We start from the raw sequence: 22203 nt of genomic DNA on the forward strand, positions 1-22203 counted from the left end.
TCAGAACATAGAGTTGGCGCCACGTTTTAAAGCGGTTTGCACGGTGCTAAACCCCTTATTTTTCAGCATTTTTTATTAGAGGCACGGGATTACATGGAAATCGGTCTGCGCGAGTGGCTGATCGTCATCGGCATTATTGTCATTGCCGGTATTCTTTTTGATGGCTGGCGCCGCATGCGCGGTGGCAAGGGCAAGCTTAAATTCCGTCTGGACCGCAACCTGTCCAATTTGCCTGACGACGACGGCAGCGCCGAGCTGCTGGGGCCGCCCCGCGTGCTGGATACCCATAAAGAACCGCAACTGGACGAGCACGACCTGCCGTCGATGAGCGCGCCGGTGCGTGAAGCCCGCGAGCCGTCGTCCAAGCGTGGCAAGCGCGCCAGTGCTGGCGTTGCCGAACCCCATCAGGGCGACCTGAACCTCGACGTCGATGAAGGCCCGAGCTTCAGCAGCCGCGACGACGACTTCCCGGATGAAAACGTTGGCAAGAACGCGCCACGCCAATCGGTGGCCGATCAACCGGCTGCCGAAGAAGTGCTGGTGATCAGCGTGATCTGCCGCGACGCCGCTGGCTTTAAAGGCCCGGCTTTGTTGCAAAATATTCTGGAAAGCGGCCTGCGGTTTGGCGAGATGGATATTTTCCACCGTCACGAAAGCATGGCCGGCAACGGCGAAGTGCTGTTCTCCATGGCCAATGCAGTCAAGCCGGGCACCTTCGACCTGGACGATATCGACCTGTTCAGCACCCCGGCGGTGAGCTTCTTCCTCGGCCTGCCAGGCCCGCGTCACCCGAAACAAGCGTTCGACGTGATGGTGGCCGCAGCCCGCAAGCTGTCCCAGGAACTGAACGGCGAGCTGAAGGACGATCAACGCAGCGTCCTCACTGCCCAGACCATCGAGCATTACCGTCAGCGTATCGTCGAGTTTGAGCGTCGTGCCCTGACCCAGAAACGCTAAGCAGAACAAGCACCACCATTTGAGCAGCTTCGGCTGCTCTTTTGCTTTATGAGAGAACACCCATGACCGCCGCCCACACCCGCATCCTCGCACTGCGCGCTGAACTGGATCAGCACAACTACCGTTACCACGTCCTCGACGAGCCGAGCATTCCGGACGCCGAGTACGACCGCTTGTTCCACGAGCTCAAGGCACTGGAGGCCGAGCATCCGGAGCTGGTAACGCGGGACTCACCGACCCAGCGTGTGGGCAGTGCGGCATTGTCGGCGTTTACCCAGGTCAAGCATGAAGTGCCGATGCTCAGCCTTGGCAACGCGTTTGATGAAACCACCATGCTGGAGTTTGATCGCCGGGTCACCGAGGGTCTCGACCTGCCGGCCGGTGATCTGTTTGGCGGTGGCGCGGTGGTGGAGTACAGCTGCGAACCCAAGCTGGACGGCCTGGCGGTCAGCCTGCTGTATCAAGACGGTGAATTGGTTCGCGGCGCCACCCGTGGCGATGGCACCACCGGCGAAGACATCAGCGTCAACGTGCGCACCGTGCGCAATATTCCGCTGAAACTGCACGGCACTGGCTGGCCTGCGACCCTGGAAGTGCGCGGCGAAGTGTTCATGTCCAAGGCCGGTTTCGAGCGTTTGAACGCCTCGCAACTGGAAGTCGGCGGTAAGACCTTCGCCAACCCACGCAACGCCGCCGCCGGTAGCCTGCGCCAGCTGGACTCGAAGATCACCGCCAGCCGCCCGTTGGAATTCTGCTGCTATGGCGTGACCACCGATATCAGCGATACCCATATCGGCAACCTGCAACAGTTGCAGAAGTGGGGCATGCCCATCAGCCATGAGCTGAAACTGGCCAAAGGCATCCAGGATTGCCTGGACTACTACCGCGACATCGGCGAACGGCGCAGCAGCCTGCCCTATGAAATCGACGGCGTGGTGTTCAAGGTCAACAGCATTGCTTATCAGCGTGAACTGGGCTTCCGCGCCCGTGAGCCGCGTTGGGCGATTGCGCATAAATTCCCGGCGTTGGAAGAGCTGACTGAGCTGCTGGATGTGGAATTCCAGGTGGGTCGTACCGGTGCTGTTACGCCGGTGGCACGCTTGAAACCGGTCAAGGTCGCGGGTGTCACCGTGTCCAACGCCACCTTGCATAACATGGATGAAGTGGCGCGCCTGGGCGTGATGATCGGCGACACCGTGATCATCCGCCGTGCCGGTGATGTGATCCCACAGGTAGTTTCGGTGGTGCTGGAGCGCCGTCCGCAAGACGCACGTCCGGTGCCGATCCCCGAAAGCTGCCCGGTGTGCGGCTCTCATGTGGAACGCACCCAACTGGTCAAACGCAGCAAAGGCAAGGAAACCGTCAGCGAAGGCGCGGTGTACCGCTGCGTCGGGCGCCTGGCTTGTGGTGCGCAGCTCAAGCAGGCAATCATCCATTTCGTCTCGCGGCGTGCCATGGACATCGACGGCCTGGGCGACAAGACCATTGAACAGTTGGTGGATGAAAAACTCATCGGCTCGCCGGCTGACCTGTACAAGCTCAAGTACGAACAGATCATCGACCTGGAAGGCTTCGCCGATATCTCCAGCAAGAAGCTGATCACCGCTATCGAAAACAGCAAGACACCGACACTGGCGCGCTTTATCTACGCCCTGGGCATCCCGGACGTAGGCGAGGAGACTGCCAAGGTGCTGGCGCGCTCCCTGGCGTCCCTGGAGCGTGTGCAAAAGGCCTTGCCGGAGGTGCTGACGTACTTGCCGGATGTTGGCCTGGAAGTGGCCCATGAGATTCACAGCTTCTTTGAAGACAGCCATAACCAGGACGTGATCGGCGCGCTGCTGTCGCCAGAAGAATGCGGCTTGCAATTGCAGGATCAGGGCGACTTGAGCCCGGAGTTCGCTGCCAGCACTACGCTGGGCGGCCTGCTCGACAAACTGCACGTGCCCAGCGTCGGCCCTGGCGCTGCGCAGAAGCTGGCGGACAAGTTCGGCAGCCTCGAAGGCGTGATCAAGGCCGACTGGCTGGATATGCGCCAGGCCCTGCCCGAGAAACAGGCCAAGGCCGTGCGCGAGTTTTTCGACAATGCCGACAACGCCAACCGTGCCCTGGCCATTGAGCAGCAGCTCAAGGACTTCGGCATGCATTGGGACAGCGAGAAGAAGGTGGTCGAAGGCTTGCCCGAAGCGGGGCACACCTGGGTACTCACCGGTTCTTTGGAGTTGATGAGCCGCGACGTGGCCAAGGACAAGCTCGAAAGCCTGGGCGCCAAGGTGGCGGGCTCGGTTTCGGCCAAGACCCACTGCGTGGTGGCCGGGCCGGGCGCGGGTTCCAAGCTGGCGAAGGCCAGCGAGCTGGGGCTCAAGGTGCTGGATGAAGAAGCCTTCGTCGCCTTCCTGGCCAAACACAACATCACTGTCTGATCACGCCCCGTGGCGAGGGAGCTTGCTCCCGTTGGGCTGCGCAGCAGCCCCCTTTGTAGGAAAGCGGAACGATCTCGAGCGGGAAATGATCTAGTCTCAGTCACCCAGGAGAGATCGCCATGTTCCGCTACTTCGAGCAACTCAGTTCGCGCATCGCCGCACCGTTCACGGCGCCCTCTCGCAACAGCAAGGTGTGGCAATGCCGCTGCGGCCAATCCCTGTTCTTTCGCAACAGCCAATGCCTGGCCTGCCAGGCGCTGCTGGGTTACCAGCCCCAGCAAAGCCGGTTGGCCTCCCTGCAACCCGGCCCCGTCGAAGGCACCTGGCTGCAAGACGACAACCTCGACGCCGGCGCCTTCCGCCGCTGTGCCAACCTGGACACCCCGGCGGCCTGCAACTGGCTGATCCCGGCCCACAGCACCGCCCCGCTGTGTGTGGCCTGCAGCCTGAACCGCACCATCCCCGACCTGTCGATCCCGGAAAACCCCGAGCGCTGGCGCAAAGTCGAAACCGCCAAGCGCCGCCTGGTGGCACAACTGATCAGCCTTGGCCTGCAAGTAGTGCCCAAGACCGTCGATGAAGAGACCGGCCTGGCCTTCGACTTCGTTGGCATCGACCTGGAAGGCAATGCGCCCATGACTGGCCACGCCAACGGCCTGATCACCCTCGATATCAAGGAAGCCGACGACGCCCACCGCGAGAAAATCCGGGTGCAAATGCACGAGCCTTACCGCACATTGCTCGGGCATTTTCGCCACGAGGTCGGCCACTATTACTGGGATCGGCTGATCGCCAATACCCACTGGCAGGAAGGGTTTCGCAACCTGTTCGGCGACGAACGCGCCAGCTATGCCGAAGCGCTGGACCAGCACTACCAAAATGGCCCGCGCCCCGACTGGCAACAAACCTGCGTCAGCGCCTACGCCACCATGCACCCCTGGGAGGACTGGGCCGAAACCTGGGCCCACTACCTGCACATGATGGACGCGGTCGACACCGCCCTGGGTTTTGGCATGAGCGCCCGCGAGATGGACCTGGATTACCAGCCGTTTCCGCTGACCACCCTCTATGACCCTGAGCATCCGGGCGGCGTGGCGTTCCTGTCGTTCGTCAATGCGTGGATCGAGTTGGCGGGGATGCTGAATGAGTTATCCCGCAGCATGGGCCAGCCGGATTTCTATCCCTTCGTGCTGCCGCCGGCGGTGATTGCCAAGTTGCACTTTATTCACCTGGTGATCCAGGAAGAGGGCGGACGGGCGGATGAGGTCTTGCAGGCCCAGTGATTGCTTTAATGTGGGAGGGGGCTTGCTCCCGATTGGGGTGTGTCAGTCATCCATTGTGTGACTGACACACCCCAATCGGGAGCAAGCCCCCTCCCACACTGGATAGCGGTGATGTCGGGTTCTACGGCAAGTGCTTGAACCCCTTTGATTTTTAATCCAGCTCGAACGGTTGTAACTTCCGATCAGATCGGTACAATGGCCCCGCTTGCCGAGAGGCAGGCGTCGTTATGGTGACCCCATCGGTCCCCCCGCAACGATTACCCGTGAACCTGGTCAGAGCCGGAAGGCAGCAGCCACAGCGGGAACATTGTGTGCCGGGGTGTGGCTGGTGGGGTTGCCTCCATAATGCCAAGTCCTTGAATTCTCAAGGCTTTCTCAATCAAAAACTCGAAGTGTGACAGCGATTAGTGACGTCGAACTGGCGCACCTTGGTCGAGGGTCATAGCCTCTTTCCTGCGTCAAATTCAGCAACGCCTATTGCAGATTTTTTTCCAAGTCAGTCATATTGCTCGTGTGGTATGAGATTTGCCGCAATTTCAGTTTACTCATCGGTAGCGATTAATTGCTGCTTCAGCCTTTTCTCGGCCAGGGTAAATAATTTGCTTGAAGGACATTGACGCTCAGATGAAGGCTGTTTAATATCAGGACCGCAGGCGTATCTCGCCTTGTTCCGCTCTTTAAAGTCACGTGCAAAGAAAACGATGCCTTAACTAGGCGATCCTTAATTGGATCATGACCGGCCCCTCGGTGCTCCTTACGCGGCGAACGCGCTCTGTGGTTCATGAGCACTATATCGCAGCGACCGTTGTCTGGCGTAATAGTTGAGAGTCCATCTGAACCAATATTAATATTCTTTGTTGCTTAAGTTCTTCCTTGGTCTGGCTACAGGTGGGCATTCCGTTCACCTGATGCAAGGAGAAAATTGATGATATTCATCAACGTAAACATCACCGTGACTGGTAAAAATGAGAGCATTCCTTCGAAGTCCAGAGATGGGGTCGGTGGGAAAAAAATTGGTTCGGATGTGGTTTGGGGAATGACTGTTACAGCTTTCCTCTGCTGGGTTGGGCGTATTATAGTTTCTTCGATTTTGAAGTTCTTTGACGTTTAACTGACTCTCTACTTATTGCTTTATAGGACTTTTGATGGCAAAGGATAAGCCGTACTACCCGTTGTCTCCTATTGCTTCTATCGAAACGCTTGCTAAGGCATTGGGCGTTGTTCCCGGATTGCTGAAAGATCTTGCGGAGGATGCATCCAACTCTTACACCAAATTCGATATCGTAACGAAAAATGGTAAAGAGAGGACTGTATATGATCCTAAATATGAGTTAAAGCGGCTTCAAAAGCGCATTAATTCCAGGATCTTCGAGAAAGTAATTTATCCTGAATACCTTCAAGGTGGTATCAAAGACCCCGATAATACTCGTGATTACGTGGAGAACTGCAAGCTGCATGCGGGTTCAAAATTTTTGATTAGTTTGGATATCAAAAATTTCTACGATAATATCAGGGAGTCAAGTGTTTCAAGTATATTCAAATATTTTTTTAAGTTTCCGGATGATGTTAGCGTTCTGCTTACAAAGCTAGTTACTTTAAATGGGCATGTGCCTCAGGGTGCTTGCACTTCGAGCTATGTCGCGAATTTAGTATTTCATAACTCCGAATACAGCTTGGTTAGCAAGTTTAAAAGTCGTGGGTTGGTGTACACTCGTCTTCTTGATGATGTGACAATTTCTTCATCTACAATACTTGCTCAAGATGTTGCCACGGACTTAATTAAGGATGTTGCTGCTGTCTTTCGAAAGCACAATCTTCGGCTTAACAATAGTAAGACGAAAGTGGAAAGGTCGGATGATTTAGCGGCTGAGTATAAGGTAACGGGCCTATGGGTCAGCCATGGTCAGCCTAAACTTAAGAAAGATGAGCGAAGATACATTAGGCAGCTTGTTTATATTTGTGAGCAGGAATACAAAAAAAGCCCTTTTGATGATTCTTACCATGAATTGTGGAATCGGGTCTCGGGTAAAGTCGCGATAGTTACTCGCTTAAAGCACGTAGAGGCTGCAGATCTACGTGGGCGACTCAGTAAAATTTTGCCGCTCTACGACAGTACAAAAAGATCTCAGATTTTATTTGAGGCGCAGAAGTTGTTACGAAAGCATACTTCCACGCATACGCGAATGGGAGTGATAAATGCGTACCACAAAATAATTCACGCTATTGGCATTCTTACCCGAACTGATCGGGTTCTGGCGCGGGCGTTAAGAAGACAGCTGAAAGCTAAATTCTCCGATCTGCCTTTAAAGTCACAAGTCTGGGAGTAAGGTCGTGAGCGATGAGGTTGAAGGAGTACAGCGCGGGAAAGTCACGACTTACGATTCGTTCAAAGGTTTTGGCTTTATTCGGCGACTGAAAGGGAAAGATGTTTTCTTTTTTTATGATGATATAGCAGATGATGATAAGTCTGTGAATGTTGGTGATTATGTGGAATTTCAATTAAAAATTGTGGGTAAGGGGCCTCGGGCTTACGATTTGAAAAAATTAGACAAAGTCACCTAATTAATAACTTAAACCGCCTTGCTTGTTTTGGTCATCGTCTACAAAATTTTCGGCCTGGATAGGGGGCGATTTAATGAAGGTTGCAACTGTCGGAGCCTCATGATCGCCATCTGTGATGGCTTGCGTCTTTATATCTAACGTTTCCAGTGCCGCTGTAGCGTTAATGGTAACTTTTACCCCCCCCTCTCCCCATGCTCAGAGAGTTGTTACTTCTTTCAGTCCAGCAGTCAGAGCATGCTGGTTATGGATCAGAAGGATAAGGGGATCGCCTATCGTGATCTGCAATCCCCAGTTATGTTGCATAGCTATCCTCCGAAATTCACGTTATAGAGTTATAGCTCATCTTGCCATGTGCTGAGGCAGAGTGGCAAAGTACGCTTCAGAGATGGGGAGGGCTGGGGCTGCACACTTATTAATCTGAAATCGCTTCCCATTGTCCCTGTACTGCGCAAAAAAATGGTGCTCGAGAATAGCTTGTTTATCCGGTGTGGATAGTATTTATGTCAAAACAAAACGCTTCTACAAAGCATCATTTTATCCCAAAATTTCTTCTGAAAGAGTGGCAAGATGAAGATGGTTTCCTGTGGATATACCAAAGGAACGGAGGAGGGGATATTTCTTTTCGGAAAGGAGCTCCCAAATCAGTTGCCTACGTAGAAAATTTATACACAGTATTTCCGGAATATATAGGAGCTAAAGAACCATCAGATGAAGTTGAAAGTAAAGTTATGGCCAAGATCGATGATCAAGCTGCCCTGATACATAGGAAGTTGCTGGATCATGGGGTGGGCGCTTTGACCGAAGAAGAGAGGGATGTCTGGTCGGTATTCATGGTTTGCATGATTGAGAGAAATCCTAAGAAAATCGAGAGGTATAAGAGCATTGCAGAAATTGATAATTACTTTGAAGAGTTGCTCAAAGCTCATCCAGGTTTGGCTGGTGTTATAGAGAGAGCGGAGTTTAATATTCAGGCGGTTAGAGGTAATACAGTCCTGAAGCTTATGGTGGATAGAATATTTGATTCGGAGGTTGCAAAGTCAATAAGTTGTATGAGCTGGGTTGTAGTTCAGGTTGATATGTCGGGAGAGCATTTCGTTCTGGGTGATAATGTGGTGGTGATAAACAATGGTGCTATAGAGGATGAGCCATTGTATTTTATTCGGCTGGCGATATCTCCGAGTAAACTTCTTATACTGGCATATGATTCGTCTGCGCTTGATTCCGATTTTGTTAGCGTTTTGACGTTAGTTTATAATATTGACGTTATATCGCGTTCTGATAAGTATGTGATTTCAAGTCGAGAGTTGAAGGACGAAGCTTGTACCAAATTTAGTAGAGTCGTTAAAGAAATGCATCGTGTCTAACTCTTAAAATACTGCAGCCTTTTGACACTGGAAACCGTTGTGTGACAGCTGTTTGTGAAAGTGCTGGCTTCCCTCCCCTCCGATTTCTGACTGTCCGCACCGGGTGTTGGCACGGAAGATTATTATAGACAACCTCAAAAACCCGTTACCCTTGCCCCTTATCGCTTTCAACGATACCCGAGCATGCTTGCATGCCATCTGGTCAGAGCCGGAAGGCAGCAGCCACAGCGGGAACATTGTGTGCCGGAGTGTGGCTGGTGGGGTTGCCTCCATAACGCTCTCCTTGCAACACCCTTAAAAATCCAAATTTTATACACGCTTTGCTGGCACTCACTGCCTGCGAATCGCTTTGTGCTGTGCGCTTAACGGCATTACGGCCGGTAAAGCGGAAATGCTTCGATCAGTGGCGGTATCTCCTGGCCAATCTTTTCGGCGCTGTCCGACGGGTCATTCGGTTTTGGGATGTTCCTGGCGTAGTGGAAGATGATGGTCTGGCCGCTGGCGCCGTCTTTGTAGTACTTGAAATAGCTGATCTCCGAGAATTGCCCGTCTTTGCGCAGTGAGTTGGGATAAAACATCATCGCGTAATCGACCCCGGTCCTGTTGTCTGTCATCAGCATCGCCGGCAGGTTCGGGTTTTCCTGCTGGTGAAGCGCAATCGCGCGTTTGCCGATGTCGAGGGGCTTGAGATGGTTCATCTCGCGAGGGACGACGGTGAAGTCCACCATTTCAGTCCAGGCATCGACGCTTTCTTCTGCTGGGAAATACTCCCACAGGCCCGCTTTCTGGAATTTCAGGACAAACGTCTTGCCCGCAAACTGCACCGATTTTGTTTCGGCAATCGAGGGCCTCGACGGGGTGGCGACGTTGGCGCGCTGCGTGGCGCAGCCGCAGAGAAGGAGTAGGGCAGACAAAACGAGCAGTGTGGCTTTCATTTCAATCCTTGAAAGTGTGCGTCGGGAGAATTTTGCGCGAGTGACAGTAGCCTAAGACGCTGCCCAATACTCCGTTTAAATGCAAATGCCTAGGCCTGTGCGGGTTCTTTCACAACTTTTAACCTCGCCGCTTTACAAGCCAAAACCGCCTTGTTAGTTTGCGCCCGCCACTTGTTTCAGAATATGACGGTGGCGCAGAGTTGATATTGAAGTGCTATCACTTCTTTAACTAACAAGGATGTCTGTGATGAAAAGCCTGCAAGGGTTGCCCCGTCTTATCAGTGCGTCGGTAGGCGCTCCCGGTAAAGCCCGTAACTTGCCCGCCGATGTTCAGTGCGTCCAGTATTTATTCAATTTGATCATTCCCAAGCTGGGCTTTCCGCTGGTCGAGAACGGCAAGTGCGACGGCCAGTTGGTGCAGTGCATCAGCCAGTACCAGTTCCGCCATCTCAAGTACGCCCACCCCGATGGCGTGATCGACCCCACCGGCCGCACCTTCAATAGCCTGATCGAAGAGGCTGTGAAAGTGCCGGTAAAGTCATTCCCGAGCATGCGTATCCCAAGCTTCTTGAATGTATTTGCCACCAACCAGGGCGATGCGGTGCAGGCCACCGTCAATGTGTACCTGGACCGCATGCGCGCGATGATCGAGGCCGAGCGGCGTAACCGGCAACTGATGTTGCAGGCCACGTGCGACGGGGGTATGACCCTCAGCGAAACGGACTTCCAGAACGCTGCCACGCAGTTGGGCAGTGGGATTTCGGTAAATATCATCAAGGCCTTCGCCACTGTGGAGTCCGGCGGGCGTTCGGGCTTCGGGTCGGCCAAATTGCCGGTGATCGCGTTTGAAGGCCACTTGTTCCGCAAGTACACCAAGCACATCTACGACCAGGCGCACCCACTGTTGTCGTACCCCTATAAGAAAAAGGCCGGGCCGCAGTGGCAGGCCAATAACAAGGACCAAACCAAGGCCTGGGAAACCATGGCCACCGCGTTTGCCCTGGACCAGGAAGCGGCCCTGATGTCGGCGTCGTGGGGGATGTTCCAGATCATGGGCTTTAACTTTGCGTCCTGTGGTTACAAGACCGTCTTTGAGTTTTCGGCGGCATTAAAAGTGAACGCGGGCAACCAACTAAAGGCGTTTCTCGGCTTTTGCAGCAAGAGCCCTGCGTTGATGAAGGCCATGAAGGCTAAAGATTTTACCGGTATGGCGCGTAACTATAACGGTGAGGACTACGGCAACTATGACGTCCTTATGCAAAAAGCCTACGAAAAACTTGAAGGGAAAAAATAAGATGATCCGTTTTCTGGCGGTAAGTGTGTTGTCGTTGTGTGCCGCAGTACCGGCGTTTGCGGGTTCCAATGCACTGCATTCGGGCAAGTACGAAGGGCTGATGCTGGCAGTGACGCCAGAGCATCAAGTCGAAGGTTTCTACTCCGAGTCCATGGGCGAGGGCGTCACCCGCAGTTGCGCGTTCTACCTGCAGGGCAAGCCCGGCGCGCTGACCACGTGGCTCGATGATGTCTATCCCGGCAGCGTGGCGCCTTCGTCCGATGGCGTGACCTTGACCGTGGAGCAGGGCCGTCAGCATCCCGGTTGCATCAATGTGTTGATGCCCGAGATCGCCACCGGCCTGGACCTGACCCAGACCGCCAACAAACAATGGATCGGCCTGGTCAAGGTGTCTGCCGACAAGGCTTACCTGCTGAAAAACCCTACCGCCAAGGCCGCCAAGCGCCCGTATATCGTCAAAGACGATGTGGTCGGCGTACTGGCGTTCAAGGACGGCTGGGCCCAGGTTGAATTCATCAACGCTGACGACCGCTCGTTCACCGGCTGGATCAGCCAGGATCAATACCGTCGTCTAATTGCCCCAAGAAGCTGAGCTGCCTTGTAGTGAGCGGGCTTGCCCCGCGCCGGGGGACGAAGTCGCCCTAAAACCAGACCCCTCGGTCTTCCAGATACATCGCGGCGGTCTTGTTGGGGCTGCTTCGCAGCCCAGCGCGGGGCAAGCCCGCTCACCACAGATTGGGTCTATTCCGCACGTAAAAACGCCGCAACCTGCCCAGGCAGATTGCGGCGTTTTTGTGTGCGCGGGCTTAAGCCTTGTTACGGTTGAACAGCTTGCGGATCACGGCGAACAGTGCCACCACGCCAATCACGAGAAACTTCTTCGCCGCCAGCAGGAAAATGCCGATCTTGGCAAACAGCCCGGCCTTGGCGGCAATGCCACCGGCTACCAGAGCAGCCAACCCATAGGTGGCCAACTTGTCTGTTTTAGGGTTGAAGTCGGTGTACAGGTTGCCGTCGGTGAAGTTGGTAAACGCCAACACCTTGGGCAGCTCCTGCTTGATGGTCGGTAGGTCGGCCATGGCCGCGACGGCGTTGAGTTCCAGCACGCCCTCACGGCCCAGCACGCGAATGCTGTAGTTGAGGGTGTTTTGCTCGGCGTCGTCGGCTTTCAGTTCACGGGCCCAGTACATCTTGTGGGTGGTGTCGTCGTAGTGCGGCGGCTCGGCCCAGCCCAGCAGGTGCAGGCCGGCGTAGCCTTGTTTCTGGCGTTCCTGGTTGTCGGCTTCGTCTTCTTCCTGCATTTGCTTGAGCAGGTCGGCGTAGTCGATTTTTGCCGCGTCTTCGTCAGAAATATGCCCGTCGGCCTTGTAGCTGACGATCACGCCCCAACCGCGTTCCGACAGCGGGCTGACGGCCTTGGGCACGATCATGCCCAGGGTCTTGAAGCCCGGCGGGTTACCCCAGCCGTCGGTCAGCAGGCGTTCGGTGTCGGACGGGTCGAGGTAGTAGAACTCGTCGTTGAGCTTGAGGGTAGCAATGCCGCTGGGCAGGGTGACTGTGCCAGTCTTCTGCTTGAGCGAGGCAAGGAAGTGCTCGGGGGTTTCGGCAGGCGCGCTGGTTTCGACGGGGGCGGGTGGTTTGGCAGCAAAAGCGGGTGCGGCAGGCAGGCTCAGAGCGGCCGCCACCAATAGTAGGCGGAAGTAATTCATGGTAGTCCCTTACATATCGAATTAATTTCGCGGCAGGATACATGAAACAAGATGTTGCGAATTAGACCGGTGTCTCAGTTTAAGCAGCTAGGTTAAGCAGCTAGGGCGCAGCGGACGCCGATTCCCCGGTGTACAGCTTGATAATGTCGTCGATCTCGCCCGACATCTTCATCCGCAACAATGTGCGCAAAATACGCTGCACCGGCACATTCGGGTCGTTGCGTACGGTGCAACCCAGGCTTTGTTCCTCTATTACCGCGACTTTATGCAGGCGCCGGCCCGGCGGCAGGCCCTGGTTGAAACGGTCCAGAATCCATTCGTTGGTGACCGCGTACTTGAAGCGCCCGGCCACCAGTTTGTGTAGCACCTGCTCTTCGCTGCGCGCATCGTCGCGAATGAGTTGGCCGCTGGCGAACAGGGGATCGAGCGTGGTGTATCGGTAGTTGAGTACCGTCCCGATCAATTGGGCGGGCAGTTTGTCGATCTGCACGGCTTGAGTCGGTACGTGGGTGGCCACCAACAGGTTGCGCTGTACCCACAACGGCACGCTCCAGGTGTAGTCGCCGGACATGTTGTCGACCCACGACTGGGCCACATAACAGCGCACGTCAATGTCGCCGTGCTCCATGGCCCCTGCAATGCGTGCGCGGGCCAATACGTGGAATTGGGCCGGGTGCCCCACCTGGGTGGCCAGGCTCGACATCAAGTCATACAGGATGCCCTGGGTGGGCTGGCCGTTTTCCAGTTGCACCATGGGCATCGCCCAACTGTCGGAAACCGAGAAGCGCAGCGGTGCAGGCGCCGCAAGGCAAGCCGTGGCAATCATCCATAAAGCGCCCAGGACTACGCGCATATGCTCTCCGGGTTCAGGCCTTTTCGGGGCCAGTGCGATGAGCTTAGTCAGATTAGGCGAGCGTGCCGGATGCAATTTCCCCCTTGCTCCGCTAGCATTACCGGCTTCTGTTTCCCAGTTGCGACGGTTTTCGATGAGTTATCAGGTTCTTGCACGTAAATGGCGTCCGCGCTCGTTCCGCGAAATGGTCGGCCAGACCCATGTGCTCAAGGCTCTGATCAATGCCTTGGACAGCCAGCGGCTGCACCACGCCTACTTGTTCACCGGGACCCGTGGGGTGGGCAAGACCACCATTGCGCGCATCATCGCTAAATGCCTGAACTGTGAAACCGGTATCACTTCTACGCCCTGCGGCACCTGCTCGGTATGCCGGGAAATCGACGAAGGGCGCTTTTTCGACCTGATCGAGATCGACGCCGCGAGCCGCACCAAGGTCGAAGACACCCGCGAACTGCTCGACAACGTGCAGTACGCGCCAAGCCGCGGGCGCTTCAAGGTCTACCTGATCGACGAAGTGCACATGCTGTCCAGCCATTCCTTCAACGCCTTGTTGAAAACCCTGGAAGAGCCGCCGCCCTACGTCAAATTCATTCTGGCTACCACCGACCCGCAGAAACTGCCTGCAACTATCCTGTCGCGGTGCCTGCAGTTCTCCCTGAAAAACATGACCCCCGAGCGCGTGGTCGAGCATTTGACCCACGTGCTGGGCGTCGAGAACGTGCCGTTCGAAGACGATGCGCTGTGGCTGCTGGGCCGCGCCGCGGATGGTTCGATGCGAGACGCCATGAGCCTCACCGACCAGGCCATCGCCTTTGGTGAAGGCAAGGTCATGGCCGCTGATGTGCGCGCCATGCTAGGCACCCTGGACCACGGCCAGGTGTTTGACGTGCTGCACGCGCTGATCGAAGGCGACGCCAAGGCGTTGCTCGAAGCCGTGCGCCATCTGTCGGAGCAAGGCCCGGACTGGAACGGCGTGCTCTCGGAAATCCTCAACGTGCTGCACCGGGTCGCCATCGCCCAGGCCCTGCCTGAAGGTGTCGACAACGGCCATGGCGACCGCGACCGCGTGTTGGCCCTGGCCCAGGCGCTGCCGGCCGAAGATGTGCAGTTCTACTACCAGATGGGCCTGATCGGCCGCCGGGACTTACCCCTGGCACCGGACCCGCGTGGCGGATTTGAAATGGTCCTGCTGCGCATGCTGGCCTTCCGGCCCGCCGACTCGGCAGACGCGCCGAGACAGCCGCTAAAGCCAGTGGGGATCAGCCAGGCCACAGTTGATTCCGCCAAACCCGTGGCTGGCGCGGCGGTGGTTGCGCCAGTAGTTGCTGCGCCTGTGCCTGCACCGGCTCCCGAGCCTATGCCAGAGCCGGTTGCCGAGCCTGAGCCTGTTGTCGATCTGCCGTGGAATGACCCGGTAGAAGCCGAGGCCGAGCCCGAAGTCGAACTGCAATCCGCCGTAGAGCCTGTACTGGAAACTATCGGCGAGCAGCCCGAGCTGACACCAATGCCCGCGCCGACCCCAGACAGCGTCGTGCCCGCCGCGCCAGAGTGGGTTTCTGCGCCCGTGCCCGAGCCGACCGTCGCCCAGGTGGAAGCCGCCGTTCCCGCTATTGACGACGATGAGCCGCCGCTGGACGAAGACTACATCGAGCCGGACATGGATTCGGCCTACAGCTACCTGGACGACTTGGCCAGCGAACACACCGCCGAGCCGGCCCCCGAGCCCGAGGCGGAACCCGCTGCGGCGCCGGCCACCGGCCTGGCCCTGCAATGGCTGGAGCTGTTCCCGAAACTGCCGATCTCCGGCATGACCGGCAGCATCGCCGCCAACTGCACCCTTATTTCTATCGACGGCGACCACTGGCTGTTGCACCTGGACCCGGCCCACAGCGCCCTGTTCAATGCCACCCAGCAACGTCGCCTGAATGACGCACTGAACCAGTACCATGAGCGCACGCTGACCATCGCCATCGAGCTGATCAAGCCCGAGCAGGAAACCCCGGCCCAGGCCGCGACCCGTCGGCGTATCAACCGCCAGCGCGAAGCGGAAGACTCGATCCATGGCGATCCGCTCATCCAACAAATGATGCAACAGTTCGGTGCGGTCGTCCGCCACGATACTATTGAACCTGTCGAAGCCCCGGTGCCCCAGGCGTCCTGACACCGGGCTACTTACTTGATCCACGTACTTTGAGGTGATTCCCATGATGAAAGGTGGCATGGCCGGCCTGATGAAGCAGGCGCAGCAGATGCAGGAAAAGATGGCCAAGATGCAGGAAGAACTGGCCAACGCCGAAGTCACCGGTAAAGCCGGTGGCGATATGGTCAGTGTGGTGATGACCGGTCGTCACGACATCAAGCGCGTGAGCATCGACCCAAGCGTATTGCCAGGTGTGGGCGAAGATGACCTGGAAATGCTCGAAGCGCTGTTCGCTGCGGCCGTTAACGACGCGGTGCGCAAGATCGAAGCCAACAGCCAGGAAAAAATGGGCGGCGTGACCGCTGGCATGCAACTGCCGCCGGGCATGAAGCTGCCGTTCTGATCGGCAAGCATTAGCTATGCTGCAATGCCAGGCCCAGTGCCTGGCATTTTTGTTTGTGTTGATCTGATCGAACCCTGGCACTGCAAACACGGTCTGCACCCTATACCGATGGATTTGTAAAAGGAGCCCCTGATGCCTCAACAACCGATTCTGAACCAGCGCATTGTCCTGGTCTCGCGCCCCCAAGGTGCACCCACTCCGGAAAACTTCCGCCTGGAACGGGTGAACCTGCCGGAGTTGGCAGACGGCCAGGTGCTACTCAAGACGTTGTACCTGTCCCTCGACCCGTACATGCGCGGGCGCATGAGTGACGCGCCGTCCTACGCAGCACCCGTAGAAATCGACGAGGTGATGACCGGTGGGGCTGTCAGCCGTATCGAGCAGTCACGTAACCCGAAATTCGAAGTCGGCGACCTGGTGGTCGGCGCCACCGGCTGGCAGAGCCACAGTATTTCCGATGGCAGCAACCTGATACCCGTGCCCACGGGGCTGCCCAGCCCGTCCATGGCCTTGGGGGTGTTGGGCATGCCCGGCATGACCGCCTACATGGGCCTGATGGATATCGGCCAACCCAAGGCCGGGGAAACCCTGGTGGTGGCGGCGGCGTCCGGCGCGGTGGGCTCGGTGGTCGGCCAAGTAGCCAAGCTCAAAGGCTTGCGGGTGGTGGGTATCGCCGGTGGTGCGGACAAGTGCCGCTACGTGGTGGACGAGTTGGGCTTTGACGCCTGCATCGACCACAAAAGCGATGACTTCGCCGATGAGTTGGCCCAGGCCTGCTTCAAGGGCGTGGACATCTACTTCGAGAATGTCGGCGGCAAGGTGTTCGACGCGGTAATGCCGTTGCTCAACCCCAAGGCACGTATTCCGCTGTGCGGGCTGATCGCCGGCTATAACGCCCACCAGCCGCCCAGCGGTCCCGACCGCTTGCCGGCACTGCAACGCACCTTGTTGACCAAGCGCGTGCGCATCCAGGGCTTTATCGTGTTTGACGACTACGGCGACCGCCACCCTGAGTTCATCAGCGCCATGGCGCCGTGGGTGCGTGAAGGCAAGGTGAAATTCCGTGAAGACGTGGTGGACGGCCTTGAGCAAGCGCCCGAAGCCTTTATCGGTTTGCTCGAAGGGCGCAACTTCGGCAAGTTGGTGGTGCGTGTGGCACAGGATTGAGCATTTGACGCTAATCCGGGGCGCGGGTATAAACCGCGTCTCGTTGTTTTGTCGGACCCTTCGCCCATGAGCTTCAGCCCCCTGATTCGCCAACTGATCGACGCCCTGCGCACCTTGCCGGGCGTGGGCCAGAAAACCGCCCAACGCATGGCGTTGCAACTGCTGGAACGCGACCGCAGCGGCGGCACCCGGTTGGCCCAGGCCCTGAGCCAGGCCATGACCGGCGTTGGTCACTGCCGCCAGTGTCGCACCCTCACCGAAGAAGAACTCTGCCCACAATGCGCCGACCCACGTCGCGACGACACGTTGCTGTGCGTGGTAGAAGGGCCGATGGATGTGTACGCGGTGGAGCAGACCGGTTATCGCGGGCGCTACTTTGTGCTCAAGGGCCACCTGTCGCCGCTGGACGGCCTGGGGCCGGAGGCTATCGGTATTCCGCAGTTGGTGGCGCGTATCGAAGAGCAGGGCACCTTTACCGAAGTGATCCTGGCCACCAACCCCACGGTAGAAGGTGAGGCCACGGCGCATTACATTGCCCAACTGTTGAGCAACAAAGGCTTGATCACTTCGCGTATCGCCCACGGCGTGCCGTTGGGTGGGGAGTTGGAGTTAGTGGATGGCGGGACGCTGGCGCATTCGTTTGCCGGTCGCAAACCCATCGCGCTTTAAAGACCCGCTATACGAATTGTAGTGAGCGGGGCAAGCCCGCTCACTACAAGGGCTGCCAGGCCGCTTATTGCTCAGTCAACGCAAACTGCGTCAAACAAAACGTTGGAATCCCCATATCTTCCAAGCGCTGCGATCCACCTAGCTCCGGCAAATCAATAATCGCCGCCGCTTCAAAAATCTTCGCCCCCATGCGCCTTACCAGGTTCGCTGCCGCAATCAACGTACCGCCGGTGGCGATCAGGTCATCAAACATCAGCACCGAGTCGCCTTCGCACAGGCTGTCGGCGTGCACTTCCAAGAACGCTTCGCCGTATTCGGTCTGGTAGCCCTCGGCCAACACATCGGCCGGCAGTTTGCCTTGCTTGCGAAACAGGATCAGCGGTTTGTTCAGTTGGTAGGCGATGATCGAGCCGATTAAAAAGCCGCGGGCATCCATGGCGCCGATATGGCTGAAATCGGCTTCGACATAGCGGTGGGCAAAGCTGTCGGCGACCAGGCGCAGGGCGCGGGGAGATTGGAACAGGGGCGTGATGTCACGAAAAATCACCCCAGGCTTGGGGAAGTCGATGACAGGGCGGATCAGGGATTTGATGTCGAACGAATCGAAGGTCATCGTCGAAGAGTCCTGGGGCTGGAAACGGACTCGAAGTATACCTGCGGCCTGGCCGGTTGGCGCGGCCGCAGGTGTCTGGATCAGACTTTCGCTTAACCTTCGAGCGAGCCACCGGCCAGCGCGCACAGCTGGATGGGGTCGAGGATATGCACTTCCTTACCCTCGGCGGCGATCAGTTCGTTCTGCTGGAAGCGGGTAAATACGCGGGATACGGTTTCCACCGCCAGGCCCAGGTAGTTGCCGATTTCGTTGCGCGACATGCTCAGGCGGAACTGGTTGGCCGAGAAGCCCCGGGCACGGAAACGTGCGGACAGGTTGACCAGGAACGTGGCGATGCGCTCGTCGGCGGTTTTCTTCGACAACAGCAGCATCATTTGCTGGTCATCGCGGATCTCGCGGCTCATCACGCGCATCAACTGGCGGCGCAATTGCGGCAACTGCAGGGCCAGTTCGTCCAGGCGTTCGAAGGGGATTTCACACACCGATGTAGTCTCCAGGGCCTGGGCCGACACCGGGTGAATCTCCGTGTCCATGCCCGACAACCCCACCAGCTCGCTCGGCAGGTGGAAACCGGTGATCTGCTCTTCGCCGCTGTCGCTCAGGCTGAAGGTCTTCAATGCGCCCGAACGCACTGCATAGACGGAATCGAACTTGTCGCCCTGGCGGAACAGGAATTCACCTTTTTTCAGCGGGCGTCCACGTTTAACGATGTCGTCCAGCGCATCCATGTCTTCCAAATTCAACGAAAGTGGCAAGCAGAGGGGGGCCAGGCTGCAATCCTTGCAATGAGCCTGGCTGTGAGCGCGCAGTTTGACTGGCTCGGACATTTCTTAAATCCTTGTGGGAAAACACACATAAGACGTAAGGGTAACGCACTGGGGGCCGGTGAGGCCAGCCTGTACAAAAAACCGGCAGCGGTATAAAGGTTTATGTATCGGGGCCGATACAAGTGTGTCTCTCTACGAGCAGGAGCTTTGGACATGCTTGTTTTAGCGGTGAACAGCCCGTTGATCCATGTACCGACCGCGCCAACGGCATCGGCGGTAAAGTCGGCTGCAGCGGTTGAGGAGCAGGACGCGGCTGTGCCAAACGCCTCCGAAGGCATCAAGGTGACGATCTCGTCCGATGCGTTCAAGGCCGCCGAGGTCAAGAGCACCGACTCGGATATCGATGAAAGCGGCCTGGACGACAACGTCAAGCAAATGCTCAAAACCATCCGCGCATTGAAGCAGCAAATCGACGAAAAACTCGCCGAGCTGCAAGCCGTCGCCATGGACCAGAGCCTCAGCCCTGAAGAGCGCCAGGCCAAGGTCGCCAATTTGCAAACCGCCATCAGCTCGCTGCAGGCGGGGCTGATTACCGCTCAAACCTCCCTGGCCAAGGCGATGAAAGGCATGAGCCCGGAAGACATCGGCAAGGTCCTGGCGCTGTCCAGCTGATTCAGATGACCCGGGAAAACCGCTGCCGGTTCTGGTGCTCCAGGTAGGCGTCGAACACCATGCACACCGAACGCACCAACAACCTCCCTGCCGGCAGCACCTGGATGCCTTGGGCGTCCAACGCGATCAGGCCATCGGCGGCCATGGCCTCAAGTTGCGGCCAGATCTCATCAAAGTAGCCGCGAAAATCAATGTTGAAGGCCTGTTCGACTTTCTCGAATGCCAGGCTGAAATTGCAGATCAACTGCTGGATCACTTCCCGCCGCAACCGGTCGTCCGTGGTGCACACCAGGCCGCGGCTGGTGGCCAGTTGTGCGCTGGCCAGGGTGTTCTGGTAAGCGTTGAGGTCGCTGCTGTTCTGGCAATACAAGTCGCCAATCTGGCTGATGGCCGACACCCCCAGCCCGATCAGGTCGCAATGACCGTGGGTGGTGTAGCCCTGGAAATTGCGTTGCAGGGTGCCTTCTTCCTGGGCGATGGCCAACTCGTCATCCGGTAGGGCGAAGTGGTCCATGCCGATGTAGCGATAGCCAGCCTGTGTCAGTTGCTCGATGGTGGTTTGCAGCATCAGCAGCTTTTCTGCCGGGGAGGGCAGGTCGTCGGTGTTGATGCGCCGCTGAGGCATGAAGCGTTCCGGCAGGTGGGCGTAGTTGAACACCGACAGGCGGTCGGGTTGCAGGCGGATCACTTCTTCCACGGTGCGCGCAAAGTTGATCGGGGTTTGCTTGGGCAGGCCGTAGATCAGGTCGATATTGATTGAACGGAATTGCAGGGTACGCGCCGCGTCGATCACCGCGCGGGTTTCTTCCAGGCTTTGCAGGCGGTTGACGGCGCGTTGCACCTCGGGGTCGAGGTCTTGCAGGCCGATGCTCACGCGGTTGAAACCCAGCTCGCGCAGCAGGCCCATGGTGGCCCAGTCGGCTTCGCGGGGGTCGATTTCGATGCCGTAGTCGCCGGAGTCGTCGTCCAGCAAATTGAAGTGCTTGCGCAGGCTGCCCATGACCTGGCGCAGTTCGTCGTGGCTGAGAAACGTGGGGGTTCCGCCGCCGAAGTGCAGTTGTTCCACCGGCTGTTTCGGATCGAGGTGGCAGGCCACCAGCTGGATCTCTTGCTCCAGGCGTTGCAGGTAGGCGTGGGCGCGTCCACGGTCCTTGGTGATGACCTTGTTGCAGGCGCAGTAGTAGCAGATGTTCGCGCAGAACGGCACGTGCACATACAGGGACAGTGGGCGTACGGCCTTGCGGCTGTCACGCAGGGCGTGGAGCAGGTCGAACGTGCCGACCTGGCTGTCGAATTGTACGGCGGTGGGGTAGGACGTGTAGCGCGGTCCCGCCAGGTCGTAGCGATGAATCAGATCGGTGTCCCAACGAATGGCGTCGAGCATGCGGGCGGTCCCCCGGATAGGCTAGTGGGCCGAGTCTAGGGGCTGGCCGGGGCAGTCACCTTGATTTGCATCAACGGGGAGCGGCGCTATGCCACATAGCCTTTTAGTGGCCCATTAGCCAGTGCTGGTGGGGGCCGGGCAATGTCCAGATTCCGAACAGGATTACCAGCAGCCCACCGGCCATGCGCACGCTGCGTTTGCGCAGCAGTGCGGTGACCCGCTCCGCCGCCAGCCCGGTCGCCAGCAGCACCGGCCAAGTGCCCAATCCAAACGCCAGCATCAGCAAGCCACTGTCCAGCGCATTGCCCTGGCTGGCGGCCCACAGCAATGTGCTGTAGACCAACCCACACGGCAGCCAGCCCCACAGCGCACCCAGCAGCAACGCGCGGGGCAAGCTGGACACCGGCAGCAAACGGCTGGCAATCGGCTGGATATGCCGCCACAGGCCGCGCCCGAGGGCTTCGATACGGGTGAGGCCGCTCCACCAGCCAGCCAGGTACAGGCCCATGCTGATCAACAGCATGCCGGCCAGCACGCGCATAAACATCGCCGCCGGGCTGTTGGCCACGGCCCAGCCCGCCAGGCCGATCAAGACGCCTGCGGCGGTATAACTGAGGATGCGCCCCAGGTTGTACGCCAGCAGCAGGCGAAACCGGCGGCTGCGTTGCTCCTTGGGGATGGCCAGCGTGAGTGCGCCCATCAGCCCGCCGCACATGCCCAGGCAATGCCCGCCACCGAGCAGGCCCAGGATCAGCGCAGAAACCAGCAGCGGCGCCAACTCAAGCATGGGGCGGGTCTTTGGGCGGTTGTTCGGGGTGGTTGGCTTGTTCGACGCCGGCCAGGTGGTTAGGGTCCTGGTCGTCGAACAGCACGCTGTGGGCCGGGCCGTCGAGGTCGTCGTACTGGCCGCTCTCTACCGCCCAGAAGAAGATGTAGATGGCCACGCCCACTAGCAACAGCGCCGCTGGAATCATCACGTATAAAGCTGGCATCTGCACTCCAGGCCCGCGC

At 57.7% G+C, this 22203-nt stretch carries 22 protein-coding genes and 1 other RNA gene; 15 read left to right on the top strand and 8 right to left on the bottom strand.

The window, feature by feature from the left end; all coding sequences use genetic code 11:
* Positions 1 to 93 precede the first annotated feature (93 nt).
* The 8 genes from zipA (at position 94) to ACLD1Y_RS20815 (ending at position 8586) form a co-directional block, all read left to right on the top strand.
* The gene (gene zipA, locus ACLD1Y_RS20780) at positions 94 to 957 is read left to right on the top strand and encodes a cell division protein ZipA (protein WP_429479686.1); all 864 of its coding nucleotides are present in this window, start codon (positions 94 to 96) and stop codon (positions 955 to 957) included.
* A gap of 62 nt (positions 958 to 1019) precedes the next feature.
* Positions 1020 to 3377 carry an NAD-dependent DNA ligase LigA gene (ligA, locus tag ACLD1Y_RS20785; protein WP_429479687.1) on the top strand — a complete coding sequence of 786 codons (2358 nt, stop codon included), beginning with the start codon at positions 1020 to 1022 and terminating at the stop codon, positions 3375 to 3377.
* A 119-nt stretch (positions 3378 to 3496) separates the two neighbouring features.
* Positions 3497 to 4660, top strand: a complete 1164-nt coding sequence (locus ACLD1Y_RS20790) for a zinc-binding metallopeptidase family protein (protein ID WP_429479688.1) — start codon at positions 3497 to 3499, stop codon at positions 4658 to 4660.
* A gap of 237 nt (positions 4661 to 4897) precedes the next feature.
* Positions 4898 to 4994: signal recognition particle sRNA small type (gene ffs / locus ACLD1Y_RS20795), an RNA gene on the top strand.
* A gap of 591 nt (positions 4995 to 5585) precedes the next feature.
* Entirely contained in the window at positions 5586 to 5771 is a 186-nt protein-coding gene (locus ACLD1Y_RS20800) for a hypothetical protein (protein ID WP_312830603.1), read from the top strand.
* A 34-nt stretch (positions 5772 to 5805) separates the two neighbouring features.
* A complete protein-coding gene (locus ACLD1Y_RS20805; protein WP_429479689.1) occupies positions 5806 to 6987 on the top strand; it encodes a reverse transcriptase family protein in 1182 nt (393 codons plus the stop codon).
* Positions 6988 to 6991: 4 nt separating this feature from the next.
* Positions 6992 to 7222, top strand: coding sequence for a retron Se72 family effector protein (locus tag ACLD1Y_RS20810; RefSeq protein WP_429479690.1), 231 nt, complete (start codon positions 6992 to 6994; stop codon positions 7220 to 7222).
* Positions 7223 to 7722: 500 nt separating this feature from the next.
* Complete coding sequence (locus ACLD1Y_RS20815) at positions 7723 to 8586, top strand: DUF4238 domain-containing protein (protein WP_429479691.1); 864 nt, start codon at positions 7723 to 7725, stop codon at positions 8584 to 8586.
* A 371-nt stretch (positions 8587 to 8957) separates the two neighbouring features.
* Here ACLD1Y_RS20815 and ACLD1Y_RS20820 read toward each other — a convergent pair whose 3' ends face one another.
* On the bottom strand, positions 8958 to 9521 hold the full coding sequence (locus ACLD1Y_RS20820; RefSeq protein WP_429479692.1) for a hypothetical protein: 564 nt from the start codon (positions 9519 to 9521) through the stop codon (positions 8958 to 8960).
* Positions 9522 to 9768: 247 nt separating this feature from the next.
* Between ACLD1Y_RS20820 and ACLD1Y_RS20825 the strand changes: the two genes are divergently transcribed.
* Positions 9769 to 10815, top strand: a complete 1047-nt coding sequence (locus tag ACLD1Y_RS20825) for an N-acetylmuramidase family protein (RefSeq protein ID WP_429479693.1) — start codon at positions 9769 to 9771, stop codon at positions 10813 to 10815.
* Position 10816: 1 nt separating this feature from the next.
* Positions 10817 to 11407, top strand: a complete 591-nt coding sequence (locus ACLD1Y_RS20830; RefSeq protein ID WP_429479694.1) for a hypothetical protein — start codon at positions 10817 to 10819, stop codon at positions 11405 to 11407.
* Positions 11408 to 11621: 214 nt separating this feature from the next.
* On the opposite strand, the gene ACLD1Y_RS20835 is transcribed toward ACLD1Y_RS20830, so the two are convergent.
* Both ACLD1Y_RS20835 and ACLD1Y_RS20840 read right to left on the bottom strand, forming a co-directional pair.
* Positions 11622 to 12524, bottom strand: a complete 903-nt coding sequence (locus ACLD1Y_RS20835) for a DUF2167 domain-containing protein (RefSeq protein WP_429479695.1) — start codon at positions 12522 to 12524, stop codon at positions 11622 to 11624.
* Between the two features lie 100 nt (positions 12525 to 12624).
* Entirely contained in the window at positions 12625 to 13377 is a 753-nt protein-coding gene (locus tag ACLD1Y_RS20840; RefSeq protein WP_429479696.1) for a substrate-binding periplasmic protein, read from the bottom strand.
* A gap of 133 nt (positions 13378 to 13510) precedes the next feature.
* Between ACLD1Y_RS20840 and dnaX the strand changes: the two genes are divergently transcribed.
* The 4 genes from dnaX to recR all read left to right on the top strand — a co-directional run bounded on the left by dnaX (position 13511) and on the right by recR (position 17756).
* Positions 13511 to 15538 carry a DNA polymerase III subunit gamma/tau gene (gene dnaX / locus ACLD1Y_RS20845; protein WP_429479697.1) on the top strand — a complete coding sequence of 676 codons (2028 nt, stop codon included), beginning with the start codon at positions 13511 to 13513 and terminating at the stop codon, positions 15536 to 15538.
* Between the two features lie 43 nt (positions 15539 to 15581).
* Positions 15582 to 15920, top strand: a complete 339-nt coding sequence (locus ACLD1Y_RS20850; RefSeq protein WP_003175481.1) for a YbaB/EbfC family nucleoid-associated protein — start codon at positions 15582 to 15584, stop codon at positions 15918 to 15920.
* 132 nt (positions 15921 to 16052) lie between these two features.
* Entirely contained in the window at positions 16053 to 17087 is a 1035-nt protein-coding gene (locus ACLD1Y_RS20855; protein WP_429479698.1) for an NADP-dependent oxidoreductase, read from the top strand.
* A 66-nt stretch (positions 17088 to 17153) separates the two neighbouring features.
* On the top strand, positions 17154 to 17756 hold the full coding sequence (gene recR, locus ACLD1Y_RS20860; RefSeq protein ID WP_065873846.1) for a recombination mediator RecR: 603 nt from the start codon (positions 17154 to 17156) through the stop codon (positions 17754 to 17756).
* A gap of 64 nt (positions 17757 to 17820) precedes the next feature.
* Here the strand turns inward: recR and ACLD1Y_RS20865 are convergent, their stop codons facing one another.
* Entirely contained in the window at positions 17821 to 18369 is a 549-nt protein-coding gene (locus ACLD1Y_RS20865) for an adenine phosphoribosyltransferase (RefSeq protein WP_429479699.1), read from the bottom strand.
* A gap of 92 nt (positions 18370 to 18461) precedes the next feature.
* A complete protein-coding gene (gene fnr, locus ACLD1Y_RS20870) occupies positions 18462 to 19196 on the bottom strand; it encodes a fumarate/nitrate reduction transcriptional regulator Fnr (RefSeq protein WP_016979302.1) in 735 nt (244 codons plus the stop codon).
* A gap of 153 nt (positions 19197 to 19349) precedes the next feature.
* On the opposite strand from fnr, the gene ACLD1Y_RS20875 reads away from it, so the two are divergent.
* Complete coding sequence (locus tag ACLD1Y_RS20875; RefSeq protein ID WP_429479700.1) at positions 19350 to 19808, top strand: hypothetical protein; 459 nt, start codon at positions 19350 to 19352, stop codon at positions 19806 to 19808.
* A 1-nt stretch (position 19809) separates the two neighbouring features.
* Here ACLD1Y_RS20875 and hemN read toward each other — a convergent pair whose 3' ends face one another.
* The 3 genes from hemN to ccoS all read right to left on the bottom strand — a co-directional run bounded on the left by hemN (position 19810) and on the right by ccoS (position 22184).
* Positions 19810 to 21192, bottom strand: coding sequence for an oxygen-independent coproporphyrinogen III oxidase (hemN, locus tag ACLD1Y_RS20880; protein ID WP_429479701.1), 1383 nt, complete (start codon positions 21190 to 21192; stop codon positions 19810 to 19812).
* A 103-nt stretch (positions 21193 to 21295) separates the two neighbouring features.
* On the bottom strand, positions 21296 to 21979 hold the full coding sequence (locus tag ACLD1Y_RS20885) for a sulfite exporter TauE/SafE family protein (protein ID WP_429479702.1): 684 nt from the start codon (positions 21977 to 21979) through the stop codon (positions 21296 to 21298).
* The gene (ccoS, locus tag ACLD1Y_RS20890) at positions 21972 to 22184 is read right to left on the bottom strand and encodes a cbb3-type cytochrome oxidase assembly protein CcoS (protein ID WP_429479703.1); all 213 of its coding nucleotides are present in this window, start codon (positions 22182 to 22184) and stop codon (positions 21972 to 21974) included. The genes ACLD1Y_RS20885 and ccoS overlap by 8 nt, the downstream gene beginning before the upstream one ends.
* Positions 22185 to 22203: the final 19 nt, after the last annotated feature.

This window comes from Pseudomonas sp. 18175, assembly GCF_050432925.1.
Lineage (GTDB): Bacteria > Pseudomonadota > Gammaproteobacteria > Pseudomonadales > Pseudomonadaceae > Aquipseudomonas.